Consider the following 25,630-nt stretch of genomic DNA (forward strand, 5'->3'; position numbering starts at 1 on the left):
CGTGTTCGGCCGCCGCCGCGTAAGTTCGTCGAACGACGCGCGGCGGCATGCATCCAGCGGATTCACTCAACGCATGCCGGGAGGCAAGCATGGCGATTCTTGAAATGCTCGGCTTCGGTACCGAAGGCTGGGGCGGTGTGCTGCTGCTCGCCGCACTGATGACGGTCGCGCTGACGCTCGCCGCGCTCGCGGTCGGCGCGGTGATCGGCGCGGCGATCGCGGCGGCGAAGCTGTCACGCTACCGCACTGCGCGCCTGCTCGGCGATCTGTATACGACGGTATTTCGCGGCGTGCCCGAACTGCTCGTCATCTATCTGTTCTACTTCGGCGGTTCGACGCTCGTGACTGCCGTCGGCCAGTGGTTCGGCGCGGAGGGCTTCATCGGCGTGCCGCCGTTCGTGATCGGCGCGCTCGCGGTCGGGATGATCTCGGGCGCCTATCAGGCCGAGGTCTATCGCGCGGCGGTGCTCGCCGTGTCGAAAGGCGAGCTCGAGGCGGCGCGCTCGATCGGCATGCCGAGCAGCATGGTGCTGCGGCGCATCCTGGTTCCGCAGGTGCTGCGCTTCGCGCTGCCCGGTATCGGCAACGTGTGGCAACTGAGCCTGAAGGACTCCGCACTGATCTCGGTCACCGGTCTTGCCGAGTTGCTGCGCACGAGCCAGATCGCCGCCAATTCGACTCACCAGTACTTCGTGTTCTTCGTCGCGGGCGGTGCGCTGTATCTGCTGATGACGGGCTTGTCGAACCGCGTGTTCAACCGTGCCGAGGCAATCGTCGGCCGGTCGTTCCGCCGCAATTTCGCGCGCAACTGACGGAGAACGCGCATGTCCATCGATTTCGCTTTTCTCCTCGATACGCTGCGCCAGCTGCTCGCGGCCGTGCCGACCACGCTCGGCCTGTTCTTCGCATCGCTCGTGCTCGGCGGCCTGCTGTCGCTCGTGATCGTCACGATGCGCGTGTCGCCGCGCTGGCTGCCGAACCGCTTCGCGCGTGCCTATATCCTCGTGTTTCGCGGCTCGCCGCTGCTGATCCAGATGTTCCTCGTGTATTACGGGCTCGGCCAGTTCGGCGTGATCCGTGAAAGCTTCATGTGGCCGCTGCTGCGCGAGCCGTACGTCTGCGCGGTGCTGTCGCTTGCGCTGTGCACGGCAGGCTACACGGCCGAAATCCTGCGCGGCGGGCTGATGGCCGTACCGGTCGGGCAGATCGAGGCCGGGTATTCCATCGGCCTGTCGGGCTTCGCGCTGCTGCGGCGCGTGATCGGCCCGATCGCGCTGCGCCAGTGCCTGCCCGCGTATTCGACCGAGGCCGTGCTGCTCGTCAAATCGACCGCGCTGGCCAGCCTCGTCACGGTGTGGGAAGTGACGGGCGTCGCGCAGCAGATCATCCAGCAAACCTACCGGACGACCGAGGTGTTCGTCTGCGCGGCCATCATCTATCTGGGCCTGAACTTCATCGTCGTGCGCCTGCTCGGCGCGCTCGAATGGCGACTCTCCGGGCACCTGCGTGCGCCGAAGCCGTCCGGTGCGCCCGCCGCGGCGACGCGCGATCCTCGGCGCGTCGCATCCTGAGCGCCCCCGTCCTTTCAAGGAGAATCCGATGAACACCACTGCTCCCGTTGCGCTGTCGGTCAGAAACATCCACAAGTCGTTCGGCGATCATCATGTGTTGAAGGGCATTTCGCTCGACGCGCACGAGGGTGACGTCATCTCGATCCTCGGTGCGAGCGGATCGGGCAAGAGCACGTTCCTGCGCTGCCTGAACCTGCTCGAGACGCCCGACGACGGCTCCGTCGCGCTCGCCGGGGAGGAACTGGCGATGAAGCGCGCCCGCGACGGCAAGCTGCATCCGAGCGACCGGCGCCAGGTCGACCGGATCCGCTCGCAGCTCGGAATGGTGTTTCAGAACTTCAACCTGTGGTCGCACATGACGGTGCTCGACAACCTCGTCGAGGGGCCGCTGCGCGTGCAGAAGCGCAGTCGCGCGGAAGCCGTGGAGGAGGCCGAGGCGCTGCTCGCACGCGTCGGTCTCGCGGACAAGCGCGGCTACTATCCCGCGCACCTGTCGGGCGGCCAGCAGCAACGGGTCGCCATTGCCCGCGCGCTGGCGATGCATCCGAAGGTGATGCTGTTCGACGAACCGACGTCGGCGCTCGACCCGGAGCTGGTCGGCGAGGTGCTGCGCGTGATGCGCTCGCTCGCGGAAGAAGGGCGCACGATGCTGGTCGTCACGCATGAAATGGGCTTTGCGCGTCACGTGTCGAATCGCGTGATGTTCCTGCATCAGGGCGAGGTCGATACGGACGGGACGCCGGACGAAGTGTTCGGCGGGCAGACCTCCGAGCGCTTCCGGCAATTCGTGTCGAGCCACCACGACCGCACCGCGAACTGAGGCTGCCATGACCGTATTCCGTGCGGCGCAGCCGCTCGACTGGCGACAGGTTGCGGCGGTGGCGGCCGGCGAGCCGCTGGCGTTGGCCGACGATGCGCGCGCGCGTGTCGTCGCCGCTCGCGAACTGGTCGACGAGATCGTCGCGCGCGGGATTCGCGCATACGGCGTCAATACCGGCGTCGGTGCGCTGTGCGACGTGATCGTGTCGCCGGCCCAGCAGAGCACGCTGTCGCACAACATCCTGATGAGTCACGCGGTGGGTGTCGGCATGCCGCTCGGCGCAGCCGAAACGCGCGCGATCATCGCGGCCGCGATCAACAACTATGCGCACGGACATTCGGGCGTCCGTGCCGACGTCGTCGAACAGCTCGTCGCGCTGCTCGAGCACGATTGCCTCCCCGAAGTGCCGGCGCACGGCTCGGTCGGGTACCTGACCCACATGGCGCACGTCGCGCTCGTCTGCGTCGGGCACGGCCATGCGCGCCATCGCGGCGAACGCATCCGCGGCGACGAGGCGCTGCGGCGCATCGGCCGCGAACCGCTCGTCCTCGGGGCGAAGGAGGGGTTGAGCCTGGTCAACGGGACGCCATGCGTCACGGGGCTGGCGGCGTTCGCGCTGGCCCGCGCCGAACGATTGCTCGACTGGGCCGACTGGATCGCGGCGATGAGCTTCGAGAACCTCGGCGGGCAACTCGCCGCATTCGATCCGGCTTCGCTCGCGCTGCGGATTTCTCCCGGTATCGGGCAGGTCGGCGCGCGTTTGCGTGCACTGCTGGCGGACAGCGGCATGCTGGCCGCGGCGAGCGGCCGGCATACGCAGGATCCGCTCAGCCTGCGCACGATTCCGCACGTGCACGGCGCGGCGCGCGACGTGTTCGACGTCACGGCGGAGGTCGTCGATCGCGAACTCGCGTCCGTCACCGACAATCCGATCGTTGCCGGCACGCGAGAGGCGCCGGCCGTGCATTCGCAGGCGCATGCGGTCGGCGCGGGCATCGCGCTCGCGATGGACAGCCTCGCGGCGGCGATGGCCCAGGTCGCGGCGATCGCCGAGCGGCGTCTCGACCGGCTCGTGAATCCGCTCGTCAGCGGGCTGCCGGCGTTTCTCGCTACGCCGGGAGGCAGCTGTTCGGGTTTCATGATCGCGCAGTACACGGCGGTCGCGCTGGTCGCGCAGAATCAGCGGCTTGCCGCGCCGGCGAGCCTCGACGGCGGCATCACGTCGGGGCTGCAGGAAGATCACCTGTGTCATGCGACGCCGGCCGCGCTGAAGGCGCTCGACATCATCGAGAATACGACGCGCGTGCTCGCGATCGAGCTGCTCGCCGCCGCGCAGGCGTACGACCTGCAGCCGGCCGAAACGGGGCGGGCCGCATCGACCGACGCGCTGTGGCGGCATGTGCGCGAACGCGTGCCGGCGTATCACGACGACCGGCCGCTCGCCGACGATATCGCAATCGCGGCCGGCATCGTCGCCGGTGTGCCGCCGTCGTTGCAATGACGACGGCCAAGGACGGGCCGATCACCCCACATTCATTCGGTCGAGGGCGCATGAGCGAAACGGAACGCAGACTTTCCGCACGGCGGGCGTTGGCATCGGCCGACACCGTGCCGGCGCGGGCATTGCCGGCCTATCAACAGATCAAGCGCTACGTCGTCGAGCGGATCGCGAAGGGCGACTGGAAGCCCGGCGCCGCGATCCCGACCGAGGCGGAACTGGTCAAGGAATTCGGCGTGGCCCGGATGACGGTGTCGCGCGCGCTGCGCGAACTGACGACCGAGCGCGTGCTGACGCGCATCCAGGGGGCCGGCACGTTCGTCGAGCGGCGGCATTACGAGTCGACGGTGCTGGAGATCCGCAACATCGCGGACGAGATCGCCGAGCGCGGCCATCGGCACAGTGCGCGCGTGCTGTTGATCGAGCGCAGCGTCGACCCGGACGCGATCGATGCGCTCGGGCTGCGCGCCGGGCCCGTGTTTCATTCGCGTATCGTGCATTACGAGGAGGACGAACCGATCCAGTTCGAGGATCGCTACGTCAATCCGGCCTTGTTTCCCGCGTATCTGGAGCAGGACTTCACGATCGAGACGCCGAATCATTACATGGTGCGACTGGCGCCGATCCAGCGGGCGGAGTTCCGGATCTACGCGGAGAAGCCCAATGCGCAGGTGCGTCGGCATCTCGTGATGGAAATCGGTGAACCGTGTTTGCTGCTGCGACGCCGCACGTGGGTCGGCGAGCAGGTCGCCACGTCGGTCAGGCTGTGGCATCCGGCGTCGCGGTTTCATCTGGCAGGCAACATGTAGGGAAGCAGGGTGGGCCCGGGCGGAGCGGGCCGTGTGCCGCTTCAGCCGGCGATGGCCGGTGCAGCCGTCTGGGTCGTGATGGCGCCGTGCCGTACCTGCATCGAAAGGCGCTACACTGCGCGGGTTCCCGATTCAGTCGGGAGCGTCGGGGAACCGGGCGGCCGCATCGCGGCGCCGGCGCGGATCGCGCGACGAGCCCTGACTCATTCGAAAAAATCGAGAGAAAGAGAGGGCCCATGCTGACACGTCTTCGTCACGGCATCCTTCGCGCACGGGACCTGCGCGAATCCGGATCCGCTTCATCCGCCCAGCGCCGGTCGATGGCGTGTGAACGGTTTGCCCGGCGGGCATAAGCGCGACGCCGCCGCGCATCTCGCATCGTCCGGCTCGATTTGACACCTGGCGTCGCCGGCCGTTAAAGTCGTCGACGCGGGGCGGTGGGTCAAGCACACGCCCGGAACAGGCAGCCGATGTTCCAGGACTACGGGGCTACCCCGTGGATCAAATCGATACTCCGATGCGTCGCAAGGGGATCCGTTGCGCGTCGCGCAACATGACCCCTCGCAGCACCAGCCACGTTGACTCATCGTCCCGCCTCCCTTTGCCTATGCACTCATCCCTGCGCGACACCACCCGCACGATTGCCGAGGCGATGCTCGCCGGTTCGCCGGAACGCGACGGCGTCATCGCCCGGATGGCCGCCGTGCTCGGCGAAGCGCCGCCGTGGACGCACGAATGCGCGAACCTCGTGCTTGCCCGCTTCGGCGCGAACTGGGCCGATACCGACACCGACGTGCTCGCGGCGGTCCTGGCCGAGGCGCCCGCGTTCGTGCGCGCATGGTATGGCGACCGTCGGCCGGCGGTGATCCGCATCGTGCGGCGGCCGCTGGTCCAGCGGCCGTTGCCGGCGCCGCTCGCCGGCTGCGACGTGCCGCCATGGCCGACGCCCGGCGATCTCGCCGGCTGGCTCGGCGTGAGCGCGCCGGAACTCGACTGGCTGTCCGATCACTGGCGCGTCGACGCGCGCGGCAGCGCCACGCCGCTGCATCACTACACGTACGTCGCGGTCGACAAGCGCAGCGGCGGGTGCCGCCTCGTCGAAATCCCGAAGGGGCGGCTGCGCGAAGCGCAGCGCCGCATCCTGCACGGGCTGCTCGATCGCATTGCGCCGCACGGCGCGGTACACGGTTTTCGCAAGGGGCACGGGATCGTGTCGTTCGCGGCGCCGCATGCGGATCGCGATGTCGTCGTGCGCTTCGATCTCTCGGATTTCTTCGTGTCGGTGCGCGCTGCGCGCGTCCATGCGCTGTTCGCGACGCTCGGGTATCCGGCCGAAGTCGCGCGTATGCTCACCGGGCTGTGCACCAATCGCGTGCCGTCGGCGCGGCTGCTCGCGCCGGACCTGCGCGACCGGTTCGACTGGATCGGCCGCCAGCGCTATCGCGAACGGCATCTGCCGCAGGGGGCGCCGACGTCGCCGGCGCTCGCGAACCTGTGCGCGTTCCGGTTCGACATGCGGCTTGCCGCGCTCGCGCGTTCGCTCGATGCGACCTACACGCGCTATGCGGACGATCTCGCGTTTTCCGGCGGCGCCGCGCTCGCGCGCGACATCGAGCGGCTGCAAATCCGGGTCGCCGCGATCGCACTCGAGGAAGGCTTCGCGCTGCAATTGCGCAAGACGCGCGTGATGCGGCGCGGTACACGCCAGCAACTGGCCGGCGTGGTCGTCAATCGTCATCCGAACCTGGCGCGCGATGCGTTCGATCGCCTGAAGGCCATCCTGACCAACTGCATCCGGCGTGGCCCGGCGTCGCAGAATCGCGACGCGCATCCGGATTTCCGTGCGCATCTGGCCGGGTGCGTCGCGCATGCGACGGCGTTGAATGCGGCGCGCGGCGCGAAGCTGCGCGCGCTGTTCGACCGGATCGCGTGGGCGGCCGACGGTGAGGATCGCTGAACCGTCGGGCCCGCCTCGACTCCGGCCAGCGACTTCTGCATCGCGACGCCGCGCACTGCTATCATTCGCGCCATGCCGCGCCCGTGCCGGGTGCGGCTATCACTTGCCGCCGCCGTTCGCCCCGTGCATGCGGACGCGGCGTGCCGCCCGTTGCCGGCCTGGTCCTGTCTGTCAGTGACGCACGACGTCGTTTAGTGCGCATCGCGCAAATCATGCCGGCTCAGGTGGACGATTCACCTATTTGACAGCCCCGATCGGCGGAACTTCGTGGTAGGTTCGCCCATCGGAGCTTTTTGCAAAAACATGCCCAAAGAGGATGAATACATGACCCAGGCCCTGCAGGAACTCGAAGCACAACTTCGGGACCTGAACATCAAGCTGTCAGAGGTGAAACAGAAGGAGAAGCAAGCCGCGCTCGCGGCCTTCAAGGAACAGGTCGAGCTGTTGGGAATTTCGCAGCAGGAAGTGCTGAGCGCGCTCGGCTACATCGTCCAGCGCAAACGCAAGGCGCCTGCCAAGTACTACGATCCGTCGACCGGCCGCTCATGGTCGGGGCGCGGACCGCGGCCGAAATGGCTCGAAGGCAAGGATCTCGACACGCTCGCCGTCGACCGCGAGGCCAGGACCTGGTGGCCCGGGGACGATCAGGGCTGAAGCCCGCCGCGCCGCAAGGCCAGCCGGCGCCGTCCGGTTCGCGCAGGCGGGCCGGCCGGCAATCCCCCGCCGGCCCCACTGTCTTTCATCCGGTGTCCGGCCTGATCGCGACATCACCGGCCTCGCCGCCGACACCGGATCGACGTTTTCCCTTTCCCTTTTCCGCGCATTGCCCGCCGTTTCCCGCCAGCCGTCCGGCCAGCGCGCATCCGCCTCCGTCGTTCGCGGGCACAGGCCTTAGAATGTCGCCGGACATTCGTGGCAGGACACCATGGCAGCAAACATGAAATCTTCGACGCTCGGCGGCCCGTCGGCCCCGCGCGTGGAGCAGGTCGGGGCGTACGCGTGGAAAGCGCTGGCCGGGTCGGCGATCGGCTATGCAATGGACGGCTTCGACCTGCTGATCCTCGGCTTCATGCTGCCGGCGATCACGGCGGCGTTGCACCTGACACCCGGGCAGGGCGGCGCGCTGGTCACGTGGACGCTGATCGGCGCGGTCGCGGGCGGCATCGTGTTCGGCGCGCTGAGCGACCGCTACGGGCGCGTGCGCGTGCTGACCTGGACGATCCTGCTGTTCGCGATCTTCACCGGCCTGTGCGCATTCGCGCGCGGCTTCGAGGATCTGCTCGTCTATCGCACCATCGCGGGCATCGGCCTCGGCGGCGAGTTCGGGATCGGCATGGCGCTCGCGGCCGAAGCGTGGCCGGCCCGCAAGCGCGCCCGCGTGTCGTGCTACGTCGCGCTCGGCTGGCAGGCCGGGGTGCTGCTGGCCGCGCTGCTGACGCCATTTCTGCTGCTGCACATCGGCTGGCGCGGCATGTTCGTGGTCGGTGTGCTGCCCGCGCTGCTCGCCTGGGCGATGCGCAACAAGCTGCACGAGCCGGAAGCGTTCGTGCAGCGCGCGACGCAGCCGAAGCCCAACGCGTTCCGCATGCTCGTCGCCGACGGCCGCACCGCGCGCACGAGCCTCGGCATCGTGATCCTGTGTTCGGTCCAGAATTTCGGCTATTACGGGATCATGATCTGGCTGCCGACCTTCCTGTCGAAGCAGATGGGCTTCTCGCTGACGAAATCGGGGCTGTGGACGGCGGCGACCGTCGTCGGGATGATGATCGGCGTCTGGGTGTTCGGCCAACTGGCCGACCGCATCGGCCGCAAGCCGACGTTCCTGCTGTACCAGCTCGGCTCGGTCGTGACGGTCATCGCGTATGCGCGGCTGTCGGACCCGACGGCGATGCTATGGGCCGGCGCGCTGATGGGCATGTTCGTCAACGGGATGGTCGGCGGCTACGGGACGCTGATGTCGGAAGGCTATCCGACGGCCGCACGCGCGACCGCGCAGAACGTGCTGTGGAACATCGGCCGCGCGGTCGGCGGCTTCGGTCCGGTCGCGGTCGGCGCGCTCGCCGCGCACTACTCGTTCCAGACGGCGATCGCGCTGCTCGCCGGCCTCTACGTGCTCGACATGGTCGCGACGCTGTTCCTGATCCCCGAGCTCAAGGGCGTCGAACTCGAATGAGCGCGGTGCGCGCACGCGCCGCCACGATTTCACCGGAAACCACGATGCAACGGAACAACAGGACGATCGGCGTGATGGGCTCGGGCAAGGAGCCGTGGCTCGCGTTTTCGGAACCGCTCGGCGCGTGGCTCGCGCAGGCCGGGTTCAACCTGCTGACGGGCGGCGGGCAGGGCGTGATGCTGGCGGTCGCGCGCGCGTTCGCCGGCGTGCCCAGCCGGGCCGGCCGATCGATCGGCATCCTGCCGACGCGGGCCGATCCGGTCGCGGGCTTCGTGCCGCTCGATGGCTATCCGCATCCGTTCGTCGACATTCCGGTCCTCACGCCGCTGCCGCGTCGCGAACCGGGCGCGGCGCCGCACACGATCAACCGCAACTATGTGAACGTGCTGAGCAGCGACCTGATCGTCGCGCTGCCGGGCGGGCACGGGACGGCCGAGGAGATTGCGCTCGCGCAGCGCTGGCGCAAGCCGCTCGTCTGCTTCGGGCCGGACGGTGCGTTTCGCTCGCTTGCCGCGGACGCGGTGTGCACGTCGTCGCTCGACGACGTGATCCGGTTCGTCGACGATGCGTTTGCGGCGGAGCAGCGGCCGGCGCTGCGATAGGTCGAGCGATCCATTCGACGACTATCCCGGACGGTCTTCGGAAAGACGCCCGAAAGATCCGGATGACAGCGTGGGTAAAGTCGGACAGAATGCCCCGGCCATGTCGTGCATGGGTGAAGCCCGCTTCGAACAACAACCGTCCGATCATCCCGACCTGGGGGCCGCGCTATGTCCCATCCCGTGTTTCTGGAGAGTCCGCCCTGGCCGCGCATGCCCGAAGGCCGCAAAGGAGAATTGAAGGCTTACTTCGCGGCGGGCGGACCGTCGCTCGAATCGAACGGGTTTATCCCGCTGTTCTGGCGCGTGCTGTTCGGGCCCGACGATGTCCGCTTCGCGTATTGCATCGACGATTTCGATCCGGACGACGAAGCGGTCGAGCTCGAAGAATATCGGGAGGCCGCGACGCCGGAAGAGCGCGATGCGCGCTATCCGTATCTGGTCACCACGAAGGCGAGTGCGCTCGCGCGTGCGGCGGCCCGACGCGGCCCGCTCGTTGCGCTGCTCGGCGATCGCTATCGCACGATCTACGACGCGTTCGTCGATTACGTAGCGACCGCGTTCGGGGAATTCGTACTGGTGCGCACGAGCGGGTTGCCGGATGTGAGCGACAACACGGACGCGTTCGCGACCGAACTCGCGCAGGTGGCACGGCTGGAGCAGCAGACGGAGCCCGATGCGGGCCTTGCCCGCGAGATTCAGGAACTGCGCCGCGCATCCGATGCCGACGCCGTATGGCACGCGACGGGCGTGGGCAACGCGCATGCGGACGTCGATCCGTGGCCGAGCCGCGCGCTGGTCGATGCGTTTCCGGCATGCGCGCCGCGCACGCCGGAGGCGCCAGGCGCTGCCCGCGAGACGGCGAACAAACCGCGCTACCGGGAAAGCCGGCTCCACAAGGCGCTCGAATGGGTGGCGGTTGGCGTGTTCGCCGCGGCGTTTCTCGGGACGTGGATCAAGACACGTTCGATCTGGCTGTCGATCGTGGTGACCCTCGTCGTGACCGGCCTGTTCATCTGGGGGATCGTGCGGATGCAGCGGATCAAATGAGCGGCGGTTGCACACTGCCGGTTCAGTCGGCGCCGATCCTGTCTTCGGCATTCACGAGCTGCCGCAGGCGCGCGGCGGCTTCGTCGCGCATGTCGATCGCGACCTGCGGCCGCACGCCGGACGCGTCGGTCGCCGGGTAAAGCGCGCCGATCAATGGCGGCCATGGCGGCAGGCGCGATGACGGCCGCGCAGAGCGCGATGGCCGTGAGACGTTCGAGCATGTGTAGCGTCCTGTTTTTGCGGCGAGCGTCATGATGCGCGCCGGATCGACAATGGTCCATTGAACCTCAACCGCCGGACGGCCCGGCCCGGCTGAAACGCTGCTCGACCACCTCGGTCCCCCACTGCGTGCCCGCGCACTCGCTGGTCAGCGCAAAGCCGAACGACTCGTACAGATGACGTGCGGCATCGAGCCCCTTGAACGTCCACAGGTAGGTCTCGCGAAACCGCTGTTCGTCGACGAAACGCATCGCCAGCGTCATCAGCTGGCGCCCGACGCCCGAGCCGCGCAACGCGTCGTTGACGATGAACCAGCGCAGGTGCGCGACGCCTGTGGCCGGATCGCCGTCGATCGCGAGCGACGCGAGCGTCCGGCCGTCTTCCTGGCACAGCCAGAGCGCCTTGCCGTCGGCCGGCAGCGCGCCCGCGAAGGCGGCCAGGTCGGTCGCCACGCGCTGTTCGAAGAAGGCGCCGAAACCCCAGTGTTCCGCATAGAAGCGTGCATGCAGGCTGGCGATGTCGCCGATGCAGCCCGGCTGGTAGCCCTCGCGAATCGACGGCGCGTCGGCGGGCGCGACGGGCGCCCTGGCCGCGTTGTCCTGGGCGAGCGCATCGGCATACAGCGCGAGCGAACGCAGCAATGCCTGCTGGTCGGCCGGAATCATGCGGCGCAGCGCATTCGACACCTGATCGGTCGCGAACGTGTCGATTCGTTTCTGGAGTTTTTTGCCTTCGGCGGTCAGGTACAGCTCGGTCGCGCGCGCATCCTCGCTCGACACGCGCCGCTCCACGACCCCGGCCGCTTCGAGCCGCGCGAGTTGCCGGCTCGTGTTCGATTTGTCGAGCCGCAGGATGGCGCCGAGATCCTTCGCGTTGATGCCGGGCGCCATTCCGATCTCGAGGATCGCGTGCACGGCCGACGGCGCCCAGTCGCTGTCGGCCAGCGTCGCACGCATGAAGCCGAGCTCGCGCACCAGTTTGCGCGAGAAGTCGCGCAGCTCGAGGATGGTCGCGTCGCGCGGCTTGGCCGGCGCGTCGATGAGGTCCATGGTCAGCTCCCGAAAGGTTGCGTATCGCAATCAATAATAGTTGCGGGTCGCAACTTGAGCAAGGCGGATTTGCAGGTGGATCGGTTCCTTCGGGGCGGCGCTTCCGTGCGGCTGGTGCCCAACCGTGCGAGGCGGGGAGACGAGCCGGGACGGCGGGGCCGCGACGGGTATTGAAGCGGATGGTCGCGCGCGGCGAAGTGGCCGCATACTGGGCGGAGTTGGCCGACCTGCGAGCAGGGTCGTCGATCGACCATCGATCGACGACCGCGGACCACGGAGATCACCATGAACAAGCTGTTGCCGATGACGATCGCGTTGCTTGCCGGGGGCGGCATCGGCGCGGCGCCGCTCCATGCTGCCGGCACCATGGATGCGCCGCCGTGCAGCGCCGCGCATGCGGCGGATCAGGGCGGCGGGAACGCCGCGCCGCCGGGCACGTCGGTCCGCAGCTTCTCGACCGCCGGTTGTTCGGGCGCGGTATTGCAGGGCGACCGGGCGACCGCGACGGTCGACGGCGACCGGGTCGAGTTGCGCGACGGCGTCGTCTATGTGAATGGCCGATCCTACGGCGCGGTTACGCCCGCGCAGACGGTCGAATACGAGGCCGCGCGCGACCGGCGCACGTTGAAGGTCGACGGAAAAATCCGCACGCCGCTGCGCTGATGCGTATCGGTTCGGTGTACGCTGCCACGCGCCATCGGGTTTCCCGATCGCCGCGCCGGCGCCTCCAACTTGCCGACGCGCGCCTATTCGACCAGCGTCAGCCGGCCGTCGCTGAGCCGCACTTCGCGCCCGACCCACGCCGCATCGACGCGCGGCAGCACGGCCGACGGCTTGCGCAGTTCGCGCAGCAGCGTCGCGCCGTGCGACAGCCGGCCGCCCATGCGGGCGATCACCGCGCGTGCGGCTTGGTACTGCGCGTGCCGGCCCGGGTCGAGCGAATTTTCCAGCAGGATGTCGCGGCCGAGCACGCCTTGCGTGTGGCCCGGATAGATCATGAAGCCGGCGGCCTCGTCGGTGCCTTCGCTGCCGTCCTGCCAGAAGCTGCCGTTGCGATCGCGGCGCTCGGGATGCGGCGCGAACCACGTGTCGCGGTCGGCGGCCGGCATCGCGTGATGCAGGCGGAAGAACACGCGCATCAGGTTGTCGCGATACCACTCGCGCACCTGCAGATACCAGCCGCGCATGCCGGGCGCGCCGAGTGCGTGCAGTACGCGGACCGGCAGTGGCCAGTCGGGAAACGCCTGCAGCGGCAGGTCGGCGGCCGGTGGCCGCGCGGTGCCCGGATCGGTTTCCCACGGCAGGCGGTGCGGGCTGTCGTCGAGCTGGCCGTACGCGGTCGGCGGACGCCCCCACAGGGCGCCGCCGCTGCTGGCCAGCGATGACGCGATGCACAGGTTGCCCTGCACGACGAACACGTAGAAGCGCGTGAACCAGTCGGCCAGTTGCTGGCCGTCGGCGCGCTGTTCGACGAGCGTCGCAAGTTCCCGGTCGAAGCGCGCCAGGCCGCGTGCGAGCGTCGGCAGGTGCCCGCGCGCGACGCGCAGCATGCGCCAGAACACCGGCAACGCACGCAGCAGGCGCAGCGGTCGCCAGCGCAGCGGCGGCGTCGCACCGCCGATCTCGCCGCTGTAGTGGGCGGCCGAGACGCCCCAGTCCGCGAGACGCGCGAGGAACAGGTCGTTGTTGATGTACGACGCGCCGCCATAGAGCGCGGTGAACGGTTCGTTGTCGCGCAGCACGCGGGCGTCCCAGCGCGCCATGATGGCCGGGATGCTGCCGGCTGCACGCCGTTGCGCATATTCGACCAGCCGGCTCGGCTGCGGCGGCAGGATCTCGGCGATGTTCGCGGCGGTCAGGTGGCGGTGCCAGCCGTAGGTGCTGATCGGACGGTACTGCAGCAGCCACAGCTGCGTGCCGTCCCACGCCCATTCGACGTCGCCCGGCACGTAATGGAATGCGCGCAGCACGCGTTGCAGGAAAGCCCACAGCTGCTGCGCGGTCAGGCCGTGCGCGGCCGGGAACGTGCCGCGCTGCCACGGCTCGCCGAGCCGCGACAGGATCGCCCGCTGCGGGCTGGCCTGCCCGTCGGCGAGCGTTTCGAGGTGGCCTTCGACCCATTCGACCTCGACCGCGAGATGGCGCACGAACGCGATGCCCGACAGTACGGGCGTGATGAAGCGCTGCACGACGGCTTCCTCGAGGCCGCCGTCGAGCAGTTCGGCCACGCGCGCGGCCGCCTGCGATGCCGGTACGCGCAGGAACGTCGTGTGCAGGCCGGCGTTCGCCGCATCGGCCTGGTCCTCGCCATGGCTTGACGAGCGGATCGCCCACTTGGCGTCGGGCTGGCTCGCGAGCCAGCCGGGCAGGCGCGGATCGTCGGCACGGGTCAGCGACAGCGCGGGCGGCACCGGCAGCCCGGCCATCGTGGCCAGCGCGAGGCGCCCGCCCTTGGTATGCGCGACGAAGCCCGTGTCGTCTCCTTCGAGCCACTGCGCGAACGCCGCCGGCGCATCGATCCACGGGTAGTGTCCCCAGCCGGGCTGCAGCGTGACAGTGAGGTCGGCGCGCGCGAGGATCGCCGACCACGCGGCGGCCTGACGGACGCCGAGCACGGCATCCTGGTCGCCCCACACGAGTTCGATGCGATCGGTGACCCACTCGAGCAGCGGCAGCGCGGTATCGGCGCGCACGAGATCCCAATGCGGCAGGAACGCGCGGCAACGTGCATAGCCGGCGCCCATGCGGCGATACTGCGCGGGCGTCCAGGTCCGGTTCGAGAACTTGCGTGCGAACAGCGCGGGGTAGTGCGCGAGCAGCCAGTGAATGGTCTTGCGCAGCGGCTTCGGCGCCATCAGCTTCGGCAGGCGGCGCTCCCACAGGAACGCGCCGACCGGGGCGAGCAGCACGCTGCGGCCGAAGTGGCCGGGGCGCCGCTGCAACGCGTGCAGGACCAGCAGCGCATTCACGCCGACCGCCATGATCGCGTGCCCTGGTTCGGTCGCGTCCAGCAGCGCCTGCGCATACGCGGCGAGATCCTCGCATGGCGGCGCGGGATGGTCGCCGAAGCCCGGCAATTCGAGCGGCACGGGGCGATAGCGCCGGAAGTGGGGCAGCGCGTCGTCCCACCAGTCGGCTGCGCTGCCGTTGCCGGCGAGGAGGTACAGGATCGGTTGGCTCATGAAGGCTTCGTCGGTCGACGATCGTCGCGATTGCGCGCACCCGTTCGGGCGGCGATTTCGGCAGATACCACGGCTTTTTGTTTATGTTGCCCGTGCGAGCGGAATGGAAGCGTGGCCCCGCCCGGATGGTTGATTGCGGGCATTTTACGCGAGTCGATCCAATTCAATTCGCGATTCGTTCCGGTTTCCGGATGTGTCGATGCGCGATCCTATTCCTATTCATCGGCATCACCGGTTTGTCGAACGAATGAAATACCCGCGGGCCGATCAATCATCCGGATCGCAGCGCATGGTGCCCGCAAGCGTAGACCGTAGAATCAGGTCGCCGGCATTCACTGGACGGAACTCGGGGATTCAGGGATTCAAGGGAACGACATGAAAGGAAACCGGATCGCGGGCGTATTGCTTGCGCTCGTCACCCACGTTGCATGGGCGGAGAACTGGGTCACGCTGGGGCCCGGGCCGGCTGTCGCGCTTGATGTCGACGCGGCTTCCGTCGAACATCACCCGGTCAATTCGCGGGTGACGGTCAGGATCGTCTATGCCGAGCCGCGCCGGTATTCGGCGCCGTTTCCGGTGAAAAGCATCGTGTCCGACTGGTCGTTCATCTGCGCGCAAAAGATCTGGGCGATGGGTAAAACGAGGATGACCGGAACCCAGCCGGACCAGGTTTACGTTTCACGCGAGGATTCGGACGATTATCGTTTCGTCGAACGCGATTCCATTCAGACGCTGGTCATGGATTACGTGTGCAAAAAATCCGGATGACGGTTTTCGTTCAAGCGGTTTGCGCCGCGCGATGCTTGAACAAGCACGACTATCTCTTTTTGCAACGCGCGGCATCCATTCGCTTCGCTTCCCGAAGCCGGTGCGACGAAGCGCCGGCCCGGGCGCGACTCAGGACGCGGCGGCCGTGGCCACCACCTCGGTCGGACTGCCCGGCGGCTGGCCGGTTTGCCGGCGCGACCGGCCCGAGCTGAGGTACGCGGCGATCGAATCCTGCGTGATCTCGCCGAGCCACGCACCGTCGGGGTCGAGCACCGGCATCCACGACACGCTGTACTGGTACATCTTCGACAGCACGATGCGCAGGTTGTCGTCCGCCGCGACGCCGGCCGGGAACGGCGTCACGCGTTCGCCGCACACGCCGCCGTCGGTGCGTGCCGCGCGGCGCGTCACGTAGCCGAGCGCCCGGCCCGTGTCGTCGAGCACGGTCAGGTAGCGGCAGTCGGTTTCGTCCATCACCGCCAGCGCGTGCGCGAGCGGCGTATCGACGCGCGCCGTTTCGGGCTGCGTGGCGGCATCGCCGGCCTTCACGAGCAGCAGGCGCTTGAGCGTACTGTCCTGGCCGACGAACTGCGCGACGAATTCGTCGCGCGGGCGGGCGAGCAGCGTGTCGGGGTGATCGTACTGAACGAGCTGGCCGCGCCGGAACACGGCGATGCGATCGCCCAGCTTGATCGCTTCGTCGATGTCGTGGCTCACCATGATCACGGTCTTGTTCAGTTGCCGCTGCATCTGGAAGAACTCGTTCTGGATCGATTCGCGGTTGATCGGATCGACCGCGCCGAACGGCTCGTCCATCAGCAGCACGGGCGGATCGGCGGCCAGCGCGCGAATCACGCCGATGCGCTGCTGCTGCCCGCCCGACAGCTCGCGCGGATAACGTTTCAGGTACAGCTTCGGATCGAGCGCGACCATCGACATCAGGTCGCGCGCGCGTTCGGCGCAGCGCTTCTTGTCCCAGCCGAGCAGGCGCGGCACGACGGTGATGTTCTCCTCGATCGTCATGTTCGGGAACAGCCCGATCTGCTGGATCACGTAGCCGATGTGGCGCCGCAGGTCGACTTCGTTCAACTGCGCCGTATCCTCGCCGTTGATCAGCACGCGGCCCGACGTCGCGGCGATCAGCCGGTTGATCATCTTGAGCGTGGTGGTCTTGCCGCAGCCCGACGGGCCGAGGAACACGCAGATTTCCCCTTCGGGCACCGACAGGCTCACGGAGTCGACCGCACGCACGGCCTGGCCGTCCTTGCGCGTGAAGGTCTTGGTCAGTTTGTCGAGTTCGATCATGTCTTCTGCACTCCCTTCGGTGTCAATGCACGTTGCAGCATCTGCAGCAGCCGGTCGGCGACGATCGCGAGCAGGCTCACGAGCACCGCGCCCACCAGCAGTTTCATCATGCTGCTCTGTCCGATCGCACGCAGGATCAGCGTGCCGAGGCCGCCCGCGCCGATCACGGCGGCGATCGTCATCACGCCGATGTTCATCACGACCGCGGTGCGCACGCCCGCGAGAATCACCGGCACCGCCAGCGGCAGCTCGACGAGACGCAGGCGCTGCCACGACGTCATACCGATGCCGGTGCCGGCTTCCTTGATCCCCGCATCCACGTTGTGCAATGCGAGGTAGGTGTTGCGCATGATCGGCAGCAGCGAATAGAGGAACACGGCCGTGATCGCGGGCGCGGCGCCGATGCCCTGGCCGAAGCGCGAGAAGAACGGGATCATCAGGCCGAACAGCGCGATGGACGGCAGCGTGAGCACGAGCGTGGCGACGCCGAGCAGCGGCCCGGCGAGCCAGTCGTGGCGATTGATCAGGATGCCGAGCGGTACGCCGGCGACGATCGCGCAGCCCACGGCGATCGCGACGAGCCACATGTGCTGCAGCGTCAGCTGCAGCAGCTCGGGCCAGCTCGAAGCGAGATAGTCGAATACGCTCATCGGTTGCTCCTTCAAGGTAGCGAGTGGGTGCGCAGGAATGCATCGGCGACGTCGCGCGGCGATTTGCCGTCGAGGTCGACCGCCTTGGCCATCGCCTGCATCGCGTCGTTGTCGAGCGCGGCCGACAGCGCGTTGAGCTGCGTCGCGAGCTTCGGGTTGCGTTCGAGCGTGCCCTGGCGGACCACGGGCGTCGCGTTGTACGGCGGGAAGAAGTGCCTGTCGTCCTCGAGCGGCACGATGCCGAAGCCCTTCACGCGGCCGTCGGTCGTGTAGACGAGGCCGATATTCAACTGGTTGTTGTGCAGGGCCGTGTAGACGAGCCCTGGATCCATCTGTTTCAGTTGCGCGCGGCTGAACTGCATGCCGTAGGCGGCGAGCAGCGGCTTCAGGCCGTCGGGGCGGTTCGCGAATTCGGCGTCCATGCCGAATACGTAATGCTTCGCGGCCGGATCGTTCTTCAGGTGCTCGGCGAGCTGCGACACCGTCCGGATGCCGGTGGCCTGCGCGAGCGGGCTCGGCAGGCCGATCGCGTAGGTGTCGTTGAGCGGCGACGCATCGAGCCACACGAGCCCGCGCGGCACGTCGAGCGCCTTGACGCGCCGGTACATGTCCTCGGGCGACAGCTTGTCCTGGAGCTTGTTGTAGACGAGCGCCGCGGTGCCCGTGTAATCCCACATCAGGTCGAACTGGCCGTTCTCCAGTGCGCTGCGTGCGAGCGTACTGCCGAGCCCGGCGCGGACTTCGACGTCGTAGCCGCGCGAGCGCAGGTATTGCGACGTGAGTTCCGCGAGCACGTATTGCTCGGTGAAGTTCTTCGCGCCGAGCACGAGCTTCGCGGCGAATGCCGGGGTGCTGGCGGCGATGCACAGCGCGCCGGCGACGCCCACGCGTGCGAGCGATCGAAGGATGCGTTGAAGCGTCATGCGGCACCTCCATGGCGTGCGAGCCAGTGACGGCTGCCGGCCGCGACGACGCCGTCCAGCACCAGTGCGAGGATCGCGGTGAGCGACGCGCCGAGCAGCAGCAGCGGCTGGTTGTCGAGGTAGATGCCGGGGAAGATCAGCGAGCCGAGGCTGTCCGCGCCGATCAGGTACGCGAGCGGCGCCGTCCCGACGTTGATCGCGAGCGCGGTGCGCACGCCGCCGACGATGATCGGCAGCGCGTTGGGCAGTTCCACGCGAACCAGCGACTGCCAGCCCGTCATGCCGATGCCCTTGGCGGCTTCGCGCAGCGCGGCCGGCACGTTCTTCATGCCTTCGTACGCATTGCGCGTGACGGGCAGGAGCGACGCGAGGAACAGCGCGACGATCGCCGGCACGTTGCCGATGCCGAAGATGCCGAGCGCGATGGCCAGCACGGCGAGCGACGGGATCGTGTTGCCGATGTTGAAGACCTGCATGAAGCGCTCGGCCTGATGCTGAAATCGCGGCCGGCTCAGCAGCACGCCGGCCGGCACGCCCACGGCGATGGCCAGTGTCATCGAATAGGCGACCAGCAGCATGTGCTGGCCCGCGTAGTAGGCGAGATCGTCCGAGCGCTGATGGAACGTCTCGGCGCCGATGCCGCGCGCCAATGCCCATCCCGCTGCGATGATTGCCACCAGGCTGCCCACCAGCTGGACAGTGCGTCGAGTCATGAAGATACGCCTCCTCAATCCGGTACGGCGCGCGCAGGCGCACGCCGCGACGACGCCGAATGGCGCCGCGATGGAAGTTCGTGATCCCGGCATGGCCGCGATTGAACTGACGGAAACAGTGCTGCCGGCTGCACCGAGGTGCGGCTGGCGGTCGGGTGAACGCGACGACGCGTTCGTCTGATTGTCAGGTTCAGCCCGGCGGCGCCGTAACGGCGAGGCGCGTTCGAGCAGGGCACCGTCCTGTGAAGACGGCATGGATGCGGGCGGCTTGACACCGACCGCTGGGGCCGGTGGCCCCTTTGACGTGGCGAAACGGATGCCTGCGCAGCGAAGTGCGAAATGACATCACGTTGCGCACGAGATCATGCGTTTTGTGATGAAGTTGAGGCGAGTATAGAGCAATCGATGGATCGCGTCTACCGTGGGGGACGCGCGCGGCGATGCGTCGGCGGGTGTGCGATGGCGAGGGGAGGGGCGTGTAAAAATTGATTCGAAGACCGAATCAGTCGGTAAAACCGTCGTCGCGGCGCGCGCGTGCCGATCATGTTGGTCGGCAACTGCACGATCGTCAGCGCGGTCCGCTCGCGCACGTCGAGTGCCGGGCGATATTCGACGACATCGATTTCCGCGACGCGCGTGATCGCTGAATACCGCGCATTGGATTCACTCTTCGGGGTCCGACTCCGCGCGCGGCGTCTTGCCGGTCCAGCGCCGGTACGCATGACGGAAGCTGCGCGGCTCGCTGTAGCCGAGCCGTTCGGCGATCGCGGCGACCGTCAGCGCGTGATCGTCGAGCAATCGCACGGCTTCGTCGCGACGCACGTCGTCGAGCAGCGACTGGAACGTGATGCCGTCCTTGTCGAGCCGCCGGCGCAGCGTGCGTTCGGTCAGGTGCAGCGCGTCGGCGAGCGCCGTCATCGACTTGAAGCGCACGAGGTCGCGCGCCATCAGCTCCTTCGCGCGATCGGCGAAGCGCGTGCCGACTGACGCGGCCCACTGCCGTTCGAGCACCTCGCACTGGCCGTGCAGTGCGTTGAAGCTGACTTCGTTCGCGAGACGCGGCGCTTCCGTGCCGTTCACCGACGTGAACACGAGCCGGTTGTCGTCCGCATTGAACACGACCGGGCAGCCGAAGTGGCGCGCATAGTCGGCCGCGTTGCGCGGCGTGCGGCGCGCGAGCTGCACCTGCTCGGGCCATACCGGCTTGCCGACGAGATCGGACACGATCAGGCGCAGGCTCGACAGGCACATGTCGGCCTGGAACACCTCGAGATCGGGCTCGCCGTTGTAGCGGCCGATGGTCACGCTCATGCCGCCTGCGTGCGCGTCGATACGGACGTCGAAATACAGCCCCATGAACAGCGGAAACTGGCCCATGCAGCGGAACGCCTGCATCACCGAGCCGCTGATCAGCATCGCGTAGCCGGCCAGGCCGAGCGTCGATACATGCAGCCGTGCGCCGATCGACAGCCCGATCGACGGCACGCCGCTGCAGCGCAGCAGGTTGCGGAAGCAACGTTGCTCCTGGCCGCGATTCACGTGCAGGTTCGGCGACGCGACTTCGTCCGCGCCGAGCCCCGTGCCTTCGAGCAGCGCGGCGCCGTCGATGTGCCGCACGCGGCACTCGTCCAGCGCGACCGCGATCGCGTGGACCGTGGCGGGAATGTCCTCCTGGCGCCCGGCCGGGCGCGCGAGGCCGAGCGCCGAACGCAGGCTGCGCTCGGCACGGCTCTGGTTTCGTTGGGAACGGCTGTCCATGGTGCCGAGGCGGTGACGGGGTCGCACCGAACATAGCCGGAATGTCCGCAAAACGCCAGTGCGGCACAGCAGCATGCAAGGCGGAACGGCACGGCACACGACCATGTGTCCGGAAATATCCCTCGATTACGTCCGCTTTTCTCATTCGTCGTCGATTTTTTGACGCACCACACTTTCTTCCGGTCGTGCCCCGCCGGCCGCGCCGGACGCACGCGTGTTGAGTCATGGACGCCACCCACGTGAGGACAGCATGGACAACGACAGGACAGGTCGAACCGCATCAGCCGCCGCGACGCATGACTTCGGCGCGTACGCGCCGCGCAGCGACACGGATGCCCGCAAGCCGCACCTGCTCGGACTCTCGACGCTGGTGATCTTCGGCCTCGCGTACATGCTGCCGATGACGGTATTCACGACCTACGGCCTCGTCACGAGCGAGACGAACGGGCATCTGACTGCCGCGTATGCGGTCACGCTGATCGCGATGCTGTTTACCGCGCGCAGCTACGGCCACATGGCGCGGCTGATGCCGAGCGCCGGGTCGGCCTATACGTTCGCGAGCCGCAACTTCGGCACGTCGGCCGGCTTCATGGTCGGCTGGGCGTTGCTGATGGATTACCTGTTCATCCCGATGATCAGCTACCTCGCGATCGGCATCTACATGAAGCAGATTTTTCCGACGGTGCCGGCCAGCGTGTGGATCGTCGGCAGCATCGCGCTGGTCACCGGGCTGAACATCGTCGGCATCCGGCTCGTCAATCGCGTGAACCTGATCCTGATCGCGAGTCAGCTCGTGTTCATCGCGGTCTTCGTCGTCGCGTCGGCGCACGTCGCGGCCGGCGAAGGGCTGTCGACGGCCGTCGCGTGGCCGTCGTCGGGCGACGCGCACGCGATCTTCGCCGGCTCCGCGATTCTGTGCCTGTCGTTCCTCGGCTTCGATGCGGTCACCACGCTGTCGGAGGAAACGCGCGAGCCGCGGCGCACGGTGCCGCGCGCGATCCTGCTCTGCACGCTCGCGAGCGGCCTGCTGTTCATGCTGATCGCGTATGCGGGGCAGGTGGTGTTTCCGGACTGGCACGCGTTCAAGGATCTCGATTCGGCCAGCCTCGAACTGATGCGGCGGGTCGGCGGCCGCACGCTGGCGGCGTTCTTCGTCGCGGTGTACGTCGCCGGCTGCTTCGCGAGTGCGATGGCCGGGCAGGCGAGCGTGACGCGCGTGCTGTTCGCGATGGGCCGCGACCGCGTGCTGCCCGAATGCGTGTTCGGCCATCTGCATGCGCGGCTGCGCACGCCGATGCGCGCGACGCTCGCGGTCGGCGTCGTGTCGCTGTCCGCGCTGTTCATCACGCTCGATCTCGCGTCGACGATGATCAGTTTCGGCGCGCTTGTCGCGTTCGCGATCGTGAACCTGTGCGTGATGCGCAGCTATCTGGGCCGGCCCGAGCATCGCCATGCCGCGGGCTGGATCGCATACGGCCTGATGCCGGCGATCGGCTTCGCGATGAACGTGTGGCTGTGGTCGGGGCTGTCGCGCCAGACGTTCTACGTCGGCATCGGCTGGCTCGTGCTCGGCCTCTGCCAGCTCGTGTGGCTGACGCGCGGCTTCACGCGCCCGGCGCCGACGCTGTCGATGAACTGAATGACCGGCTGTGCGATGCCGGTTCTGAAACCCTGAAGGAGGAGTGATCCATGAACGCTGTTGACGTCAATTTCGATGCGGACCTGCAGGCGCTCGGCAAGCGCCACCTGCTGATGCACTTCACGCATGCCGATGCATACCGCGAGAACGCGCTGACCGTGTTCGACCGCGGCGAAGGCTGCTGGCTCGTCGACCGCAACGGCAAGCGCTATTTCGACGGACTGGCCGGGCTGTACTGCGTGCAGGTCGGCTACAGCCACGGCGCGGAGATCGGCGATGCGATTCGCGAGCAGATGGTGCGGCTGCCGTTCGCGACCAACTGGGGATATGGGCACGAACCGGCGATCCGGCTCGCGCACCAGCTTGCGACGCTCGCGCCGGAAGGACTGAACCGCGTGTTCTTCACGTCGAGCGGCTCGGAGTCGAACGAATCGGCGATCAAGCTGGTGCGCCAGTATCACCAGTCGCGCGGCGAGCCGCAGCGGCGCAAGTTCATCGCGCGGCGCGTCGCGTATCACGGCACGTCGTTCGGCGCGCTCGCGCTGAACGGGATGACGAACTTCCGCAAGCATTTCGAGCCGCTGATGTCGGGTGTGCGGCACGTCGGCAACACGAAGCGCTACGGCCGCCCGGTGGGCGAAACGGAAGCGCAGTTCACGCGCCATCTGCTCGACGAGATCGAATCGCTGATCGTGCAGGAAGGGCCGGACACGGTCGCCGCGATCGTCGTCGAGCCGCTGCAGAACGCGGGCGGCAGCCTCACGCCGCCGGCCGGCTACACGGCCGGGCTGCGCGACATCTGCGACCGGCACGGCGTGCTGCTCGTGGCCGACGAGGTGATCTGCGGATTCGGTCGGCTCGGCGAGTATTTCGGGTCGGCGCGCTACGGGCTGAAGCCGGACATCATCACGTTCGCGAAAGGCATCGCGTCGGGCTACGTGCCGCTCGGCGGCGTGATCGCGAGCGATGCGGTCGTCGACACGGTGCTCGACGGGCCGCAGCAGATGTTCCTGCACGGCGCGACGTACGGCGGCCATCCGGTCGCGTGCACGGCCGCGCTCGCGAACCTCGCGATCATGGCGCGCGAGGGTGTGCTCGCGAACGTCCGCGACAACGAAGCGGTGTTTCGACAGACGCTCGATGGCCTGCTCGAACTGCCGTGCGTCGGCGACGTGCGCGGCGACGGGTACCACTACTCGCTCGAACTCGTGACCGACAAGGCCGCGCGCCGCTGGGCGGCCGGCATCAGTGCGCAGGCATTCGTGTCGACGATGCTCGCGCCGGCGATCTTCGACGCGGGGCTGCTGTGCCGCGCGGGCGTCGACCACGAAGGCACGCCGATCGTGCAGTTCTCGCCGCCGCTCGTGATGTCGCGCGACGAGATCGTGTGGTTCGTCGCGCAGATCCGCGACATCCTCGTCGATACCTACGCACGGGCGACGCGCTGAGCGCGACATCCTTCATTTCAGGAGCATTCGATGCGAACGTCACAACAGTCCTACGTCGACGGCCAGTGGCTCGATCCGGCCGATGCGCGATCGATCGACGTGATCGATCCGGCCACCGCGCGGCCGTATGCACGGCTCGCGATCGGCGGCGCGGCCGATGTCGACCGCGCGGTCGGCGCGGCGAAGCAGGCCTTCGATACCTATTCGCACTGGTCGGTGGACGAGCGCGTCGCGCTGCTGAAGCGCGTCCTCGAGATCTATCAGCGCCGCTATGAGGAGGTCGCGCAGACGATCAGCCAGGAGATGGGCGCGCCGATCGCGTTCGCGCGGGCGATGCAGGCCGCGGTCGGCACCGCGCACCTCGAACAGACGATCCGCGCGCTGCAGTCGTTCCGCTTCAGCACGCAGACCGATTCGCTGCTTGTGTCACACGAGCCGATCGGCGTGTGCGCGCTGATCACGCCGTGGAACTGGCCGATCAACCAGATCGTGTGCAAGGTCGCGCCGGCGCTGGCGGCCGGCTGCACGATGGTGCTCAAGCCGAGCGAGATCGCGCCGTTCAGCGCGATCCTGTTCGCGGAGATCCTGCACGAAGCGGGCGTGCCGCGCGGCGTGTTCAATCTCGTGCACGGCTACGGACATGAAGTGGGCGACGCGCTGTCGCGGCATCCGGAGGTCGACATGGTGTCGTTCACGGGCTCGACGCGGGCCGGCGTCGAGGTCGCGAAGGCGGCGGCCGATACCGTGAAGCGCGTGCACCAGGAGCTCGGCAGCAAGAGCCCGAACCTGATCCTGCCTGACGCCGACATCGAGGATGCCGTCACGCGCGGCGCGCGCAGTTGCTTCAGCAACAGCGGCCAGTCGTGCAACGCGCCGACGCGCATGCTCGTGCACGTCGATCATCTGGCGCGGGCCGAGCAGGCGGCGCGCCGTGAAGCGGAACGCACCGTCGTCGGCGATCCGCGTTCGACGGAAACCGGCATCGGGCCGGTGGTCAGCCGCACGCAGTTCGATCGCATCCAGCACTTCATCCGGCTCGGGATCGAAGAAGGCGCGACGCTCGTCGCCGGCGGCCCCGGCCGGCCGGAGGGGCTCGCGGACGGGTTCTACGTGCGGCCGACGGTGTTTTCGAACGTGACGCCGCGCATGACGATCGCAACGGAGGAAATCTTCGGGCCGGTGTTGTCGATCATGACCTACCGGACCGAGGACGAGGCCGTCGCGCTCGCAAACGATTCGGTCTACGGGCTCGCGGCCTACGTGCAGTCGAAGGATCTCGAGCGCGCGCGCCGGATCGCGGCGCGGTTGCGCGTCGGCAACGTCCACATCAACTACCCGGCGTGGAACCCGGCCGCGCCGTTCGGCGGCTACAAGCGCTCGGGCAACGGACGCGAGTATGCGGAGTTCGGTCTCGTCGAGTATCTGGAAACGAAGGGTACGACCGGGTACACGGAAGGCGGCGCGCGATGACGACCTGATCGCCTGGATGAAGCGCGCGG

23 protein-coding genes are annotated in these 25,630 nt (G+C 68.0%); 15 read left to right on the forward strand and 8 right to left on the reverse strand.

From position 1 onward, the window contains the following. Positions 1–89: 89 nt before the first annotated feature. The 10 genes from HWW87_RS14440 (at position 90) to HWW87_RS14485 (ending at position 10,477) form a co-directional block, all read left to right on the forward strand. Positions 90–812: an ABC transporter permease subunit gene (locus HWW87_RS14440; RefSeq protein ID WP_174429093.1), complete on the forward strand. Its 723-nt coding sequence runs from the start codon at positions 90–92 to the stop codon at positions 810–812. A 12-nt stretch (positions 813–824) separates the two neighbouring features. Continuing rightward, positions 825–1,571, forward strand: coding sequence for an ABC transporter permease subunit (locus tag HWW87_RS14445; RefSeq protein WP_175820845.1), 747 nt, complete (start codon positions 825–827; stop codon positions 1,569–1,571). Positions 1,572–1,599: 28 nt separating this feature from the next. Continuing rightward, complete coding sequence (locus tag HWW87_RS14450) at positions 1,600–2,391, forward strand: ATP-binding cassette domain-containing protein (protein WP_089471588.1); 792 nt, start codon at positions 1,600–1,602, stop codon at positions 2,389–2,391. Positions 2,392–2,398: 7 nt separating this feature from the next. Next, entirely contained in the window at positions 2,399–3,892 is a 1,494-nt protein-coding gene (gene hutH, locus HWW87_RS14455; RefSeq protein ID WP_174429096.1) for a histidine ammonia-lyase, read from the forward strand. A gap of 50 nt (positions 3,893–3,942) precedes the next feature. Beyond that, positions 3,943–4,698, forward strand: coding sequence for a histidine utilization repressor (hutC, locus tag HWW87_RS14460; protein ID WP_174429097.1), 756 nt, complete (start codon positions 3,943–3,945; stop codon positions 4,696–4,698). 607 nt (positions 4,699–5,305) lie between these two features. Beyond that, positions 5,306–6,655, forward strand: a complete 1,350-nt coding sequence (locus tag HWW87_RS14465) for a reverse transcriptase family protein (protein ID WP_175820846.1) — start codon at positions 5,306–5,308, stop codon at positions 6,653–6,655. A gap of 324 nt (positions 6,656–6,979) precedes the next feature. After that, positions 6,980–7,309 (forward strand): H-NS histone family protein, encoded by a 330-nt coding sequence (locus HWW87_RS14470; protein WP_175820847.1) that lies wholly within the window; start codon positions 6,980–6,982, stop codon positions 7,307–7,309. A gap of 271 nt (positions 7,310–7,580) precedes the next feature. After that, positions 7,581–8,828, forward strand: a complete 1,248-nt coding sequence (locus tag HWW87_RS14475) for an MFS transporter (RefSeq protein WP_175820848.1) — start codon at positions 7,581–7,583, stop codon at positions 8,826–8,828. After that, positions 8,825–9,430 carry a DNA-binding protein gene (locus tag HWW87_RS14480; protein WP_175820849.1) on the forward strand — a complete coding sequence of 202 codons (606 nt, stop codon included), beginning with the start codon at positions 8,825–8,827 and terminating at the stop codon, positions 9,428–9,430. Before HWW87_RS14475 ends, HWW87_RS14480 begins: the two co-directional genes overlap by 4 nt. A gap of 234 nt (positions 9,431–9,664) precedes the next feature. Further along, positions 9,665–10,477: a hypothetical protein gene (locus HWW87_RS14485; RefSeq protein ID WP_175820850.1), complete on the forward strand. Its 813-nt coding sequence runs from the start codon at positions 9,665–9,667 to the stop codon at positions 10,475–10,477. Positions 10,478–10,499: 22 nt separating this feature from the next. On the opposite strand, the gene HWW87_RS14490 is transcribed toward HWW87_RS14485, so the two are convergent. Further along, entirely contained in the window at positions 10,500–10,730 is a 231-nt protein-coding gene (locus tag HWW87_RS14490) for a hypothetical protein (RefSeq protein ID WP_175820851.1), read from the reverse strand. A gap of 34 nt (positions 10,731–10,764) precedes the next feature. Continuing rightward, positions 10,765–11,745, reverse strand: a complete 981-nt coding sequence (locus HWW87_RS14495; protein ID WP_175820852.1) for a helix-turn-helix domain-containing GNAT family N-acetyltransferase — start codon at positions 11,743–11,745, stop codon at positions 10,765–10,767. A gap of 285 nt (positions 11,746–12,030) precedes the next feature. Here HWW87_RS14495 and HWW87_RS14500 point away from each other — a divergent pair, with 285 nt between their 5' ends. Continuing rightward, on the forward strand, positions 12,031–12,408 hold the full coding sequence (locus tag HWW87_RS14500) for a sugar ABC transporter ATPase (protein ID WP_175820853.1): 378 nt from the start codon (positions 12,031–12,033) through the stop codon (positions 12,406–12,408). An 83-nt stretch (positions 12,409–12,491) separates the two neighbouring features. On the opposite strand, the gene HWW87_RS14505 is transcribed toward HWW87_RS14500, so the two are convergent. Continuing rightward, complete coding sequence (locus HWW87_RS14505; RefSeq protein WP_175820854.1) at positions 12,492–14,927, reverse strand: PEP-utilizing enzyme; 2,436 nt, start codon at positions 14,925–14,927, stop codon at positions 12,492–12,494. 375 nt (positions 14,928–15,302) lie between these two features. On the opposite strand from HWW87_RS14505, the gene HWW87_RS14510 reads away from it, so the two are divergent. Further along, entirely contained in the window at positions 15,303–15,695 is a 393-nt protein-coding gene (locus tag HWW87_RS14510; RefSeq protein ID WP_175820855.1) for a surface-adhesin E family protein, read from the forward strand. 129 nt (positions 15,696–15,824) lie between these two features. On the opposite strand, the gene HWW87_RS14515 is transcribed toward HWW87_RS14510, so the two are convergent. The 5 genes from HWW87_RS14515 to HWW87_RS14535 all read right to left on the reverse strand — a co-directional run bounded on the left by HWW87_RS14515 (position 15,825) and on the right by HWW87_RS14535 (position 21,044). After that, on the reverse strand, positions 15,825–17,000 hold the full coding sequence (locus tag HWW87_RS14515) for an ABC transporter ATP-binding protein (RefSeq protein ID WP_175820856.1): 1,176 nt from the start codon (positions 16,998–17,000) through the stop codon (positions 15,825–15,827). After that, positions 16,997–17,650 carry an ABC transporter permease gene (locus HWW87_RS14520; protein ID WP_175820857.1) on the reverse strand — a complete coding sequence of 218 codons (654 nt, stop codon included), beginning with the start codon at positions 17,648–17,650 and terminating at the stop codon, positions 16,997–16,999. The genes HWW87_RS14515 and HWW87_RS14520 overlap by 4 nt, the downstream gene beginning before the upstream one ends. Positions 17,651–17,661: 11 nt before the next feature. After that, on the reverse strand, positions 17,662–18,573 hold the full coding sequence (locus HWW87_RS14525; protein ID WP_175820858.1) for a glycine betaine ABC transporter substrate-binding protein: 912 nt from the start codon (positions 18,571–18,573) through the stop codon (positions 17,662–17,664). Then, positions 18,570–19,286 carry an ABC transporter permease gene (locus tag HWW87_RS14530; RefSeq protein WP_175820859.1) on the reverse strand — a complete coding sequence of 239 codons (717 nt, stop codon included), beginning with the start codon at positions 19,284–19,286 and terminating at the stop codon, positions 18,570–18,572. The genes HWW87_RS14525 and HWW87_RS14530 overlap by 4 nt, the downstream gene beginning before the upstream one ends. Positions 19,287–19,949: 663 nt before the next feature. After that, positions 19,950–21,044, reverse strand: coding sequence for an AraC family transcriptional regulator (locus HWW87_RS14535; RefSeq protein WP_175820860.1), 1,095 nt, complete (start codon positions 21,042–21,044; stop codon positions 19,950–19,952). A 250-nt stretch (positions 21,045–21,294) separates the two neighbouring features. Here HWW87_RS14535 and HWW87_RS14540 point away from each other — a divergent pair, with 250 nt between their 5' ends. The 3 genes from HWW87_RS14540 to HWW87_RS14550 are packed head-to-tail and all read left to right on the forward strand — an operon-like array spanning position 21,295 to position 25,601. Beyond that, a complete protein-coding gene (locus HWW87_RS14540; RefSeq protein WP_175820861.1) occupies positions 21,295–22,683 on the forward strand; it encodes an APC family permease in 1,389 nt (462 codons plus the stop codon). A 50-nt stretch (positions 22,684–22,733) separates the two neighbouring features. Then, positions 22,734–24,131 carry an aspartate aminotransferase family protein gene (locus HWW87_RS14545; RefSeq protein WP_175820862.1) on the forward strand — a complete coding sequence of 466 codons (1,398 nt, stop codon included), beginning with the start codon at positions 22,734–22,736 and terminating at the stop codon, positions 24,129–24,131. A 30-nt stretch (positions 24,132–24,161) separates the two neighbouring features. Then, complete coding sequence (locus HWW87_RS14550) at positions 24,162–25,601, forward strand: aldehyde dehydrogenase family protein (protein ID WP_175820863.1); 1,440 nt, start codon at positions 24,162–24,164, stop codon at positions 25,599–25,601. Positions 25,602–25,630: the final 29 nt, after the last annotated feature.

This window comes from Burkholderia sp. BCC0419 (assembly GCF_902830285.1).
Taxonomy (GTDB): Bacteria; Pseudomonadota; Gammaproteobacteria; order Burkholderiales; family Burkholderiaceae; genus Burkholderia.

Coding starts and splice junctions, on each gene's coding strand:
- HWW87_RS14440 (WP_174429093.1), top strand. CDS start 90: ATGGCGATTCTTGAAATGCTCGGCTTCGGTACCGAAGGCTGGGGCGGT.
- HWW87_RS14445 (WP_175820845.1), top strand. CDS start 825: ATGTCCATCGATTTCGCTTTTCTCCTCGATACGCTGCGCCAGCTGCTC.
- HWW87_RS14450 (WP_089471588.1), top strand. CDS start 1,600: ATGAACACCACTGCTCCCGTTGCGCTGTCGGTCAGAAACATCCACAAG.
- hutH (WP_174429096.1), top strand. CDS start 2,399: ATGACCGTATTCCGTGCGGCGCAGCCGCTCGACTGGCGACAGGTTGCG.
- hutC (WP_174429097.1), top strand. CDS start 3,943: ATGAGCGAAACGGAACGCAGACTTTCCGCACGGCGGGCGTTGGCATCG.
- HWW87_RS14465 (WP_175820846.1), top strand. CDS start 5,306: ATGCACTCATCCCTGCGCGACACCACCCGCACGATTGCCGAGGCGATG.
- HWW87_RS14470 (WP_175820847.1), top strand. CDS start 6,980: ATGACCCAGGCCCTGCAGGAACTCGAAGCACAACTTCGGGACCTGAAC.
- HWW87_RS14475 (WP_175820848.1), top strand. CDS start 7,581: ATGGCAGCAAACATGAAATCTTCGACGCTCGGCGGCCCGTCGGCCCCG.
- HWW87_RS14480 (WP_175820849.1), top strand. CDS start 8,825: ATGAGCGCGGTGCGCGCACGCGCCGCCACGATTTCACCGGAAACCACG.
- HWW87_RS14490 (WP_175820851.1), bottom strand. CDS start 10,730: ATGACGCTCGCCGCAAAAACAGGACGCTACACATGCTCGAACGTCTCA.
- HWW87_RS14495 (WP_175820852.1), bottom strand. CDS start 11,745: ATGGACCTCATCGACGCGCCGGCCAAGCCGCGCGACGCGACCATCCTC.
- HWW87_RS14500 (WP_175820853.1), top strand. CDS start 12,031: ATGAACAAGCTGTTGCCGATGACGATCGCGTTGCTTGCCGGGGGCGGC.
- HWW87_RS14505 (WP_175820854.1), bottom strand. CDS start 14,927: ATGAGCCAACCGATCCTGTACCTCCTCGCCGGCAACGGCAGCGCAGCC.
- HWW87_RS14510 (WP_175820855.1), top strand. CDS start 15,303: ATGAAAGGAAACCGGATCGCGGGCGTATTGCTTGCGCTCGTCACCCAC.
- HWW87_RS14515 (WP_175820856.1), bottom strand. CDS start 17,000: ATGATCGAACTCGACAAACTGACCAAGACCTTCACGCGCAAGGACGGC.
- HWW87_RS14520 (WP_175820857.1), bottom strand. CDS start 17,650: ATGAGCGTATTCGACTATCTCGCTTCGAGCTGGCCCGAGCTGCTGCAG.
- HWW87_RS14525 (WP_175820858.1), bottom strand. CDS start 18,573: ATGACGCTTCAACGCATCCTTCGATCGCTCGCACGCGTGGGCGTCGCC.
- HWW87_RS14530 (WP_175820859.1), bottom strand. CDS start 19,286: ATGACTCGACGCACTGTCCAGCTGGTGGGCAGCCTGGTGGCAATCATC.
- HWW87_RS14535 (WP_175820860.1), bottom strand. CDS start 21,044: ATGGACAGCCGTTCCCAACGAAACCAGAGCCGTGCCGAGCGCAGCCTG.
- HWW87_RS14540 (WP_175820861.1), top strand. CDS start 21,295: ATGGACAACGACAGGACAGGTCGAACCGCATCAGCCGCCGCGACGCAT.
- HWW87_RS14545 (WP_175820862.1), top strand. CDS start 22,734: ATGAACGCTGTTGACGTCAATTTCGATGCGGACCTGCAGGCGCTCGGC.
- HWW87_RS14550 (WP_175820863.1), top strand. CDS start 24,162: ATGCGAACGTCACAACAGTCCTACGTCGACGGCCAGTGGCTCGATCCG.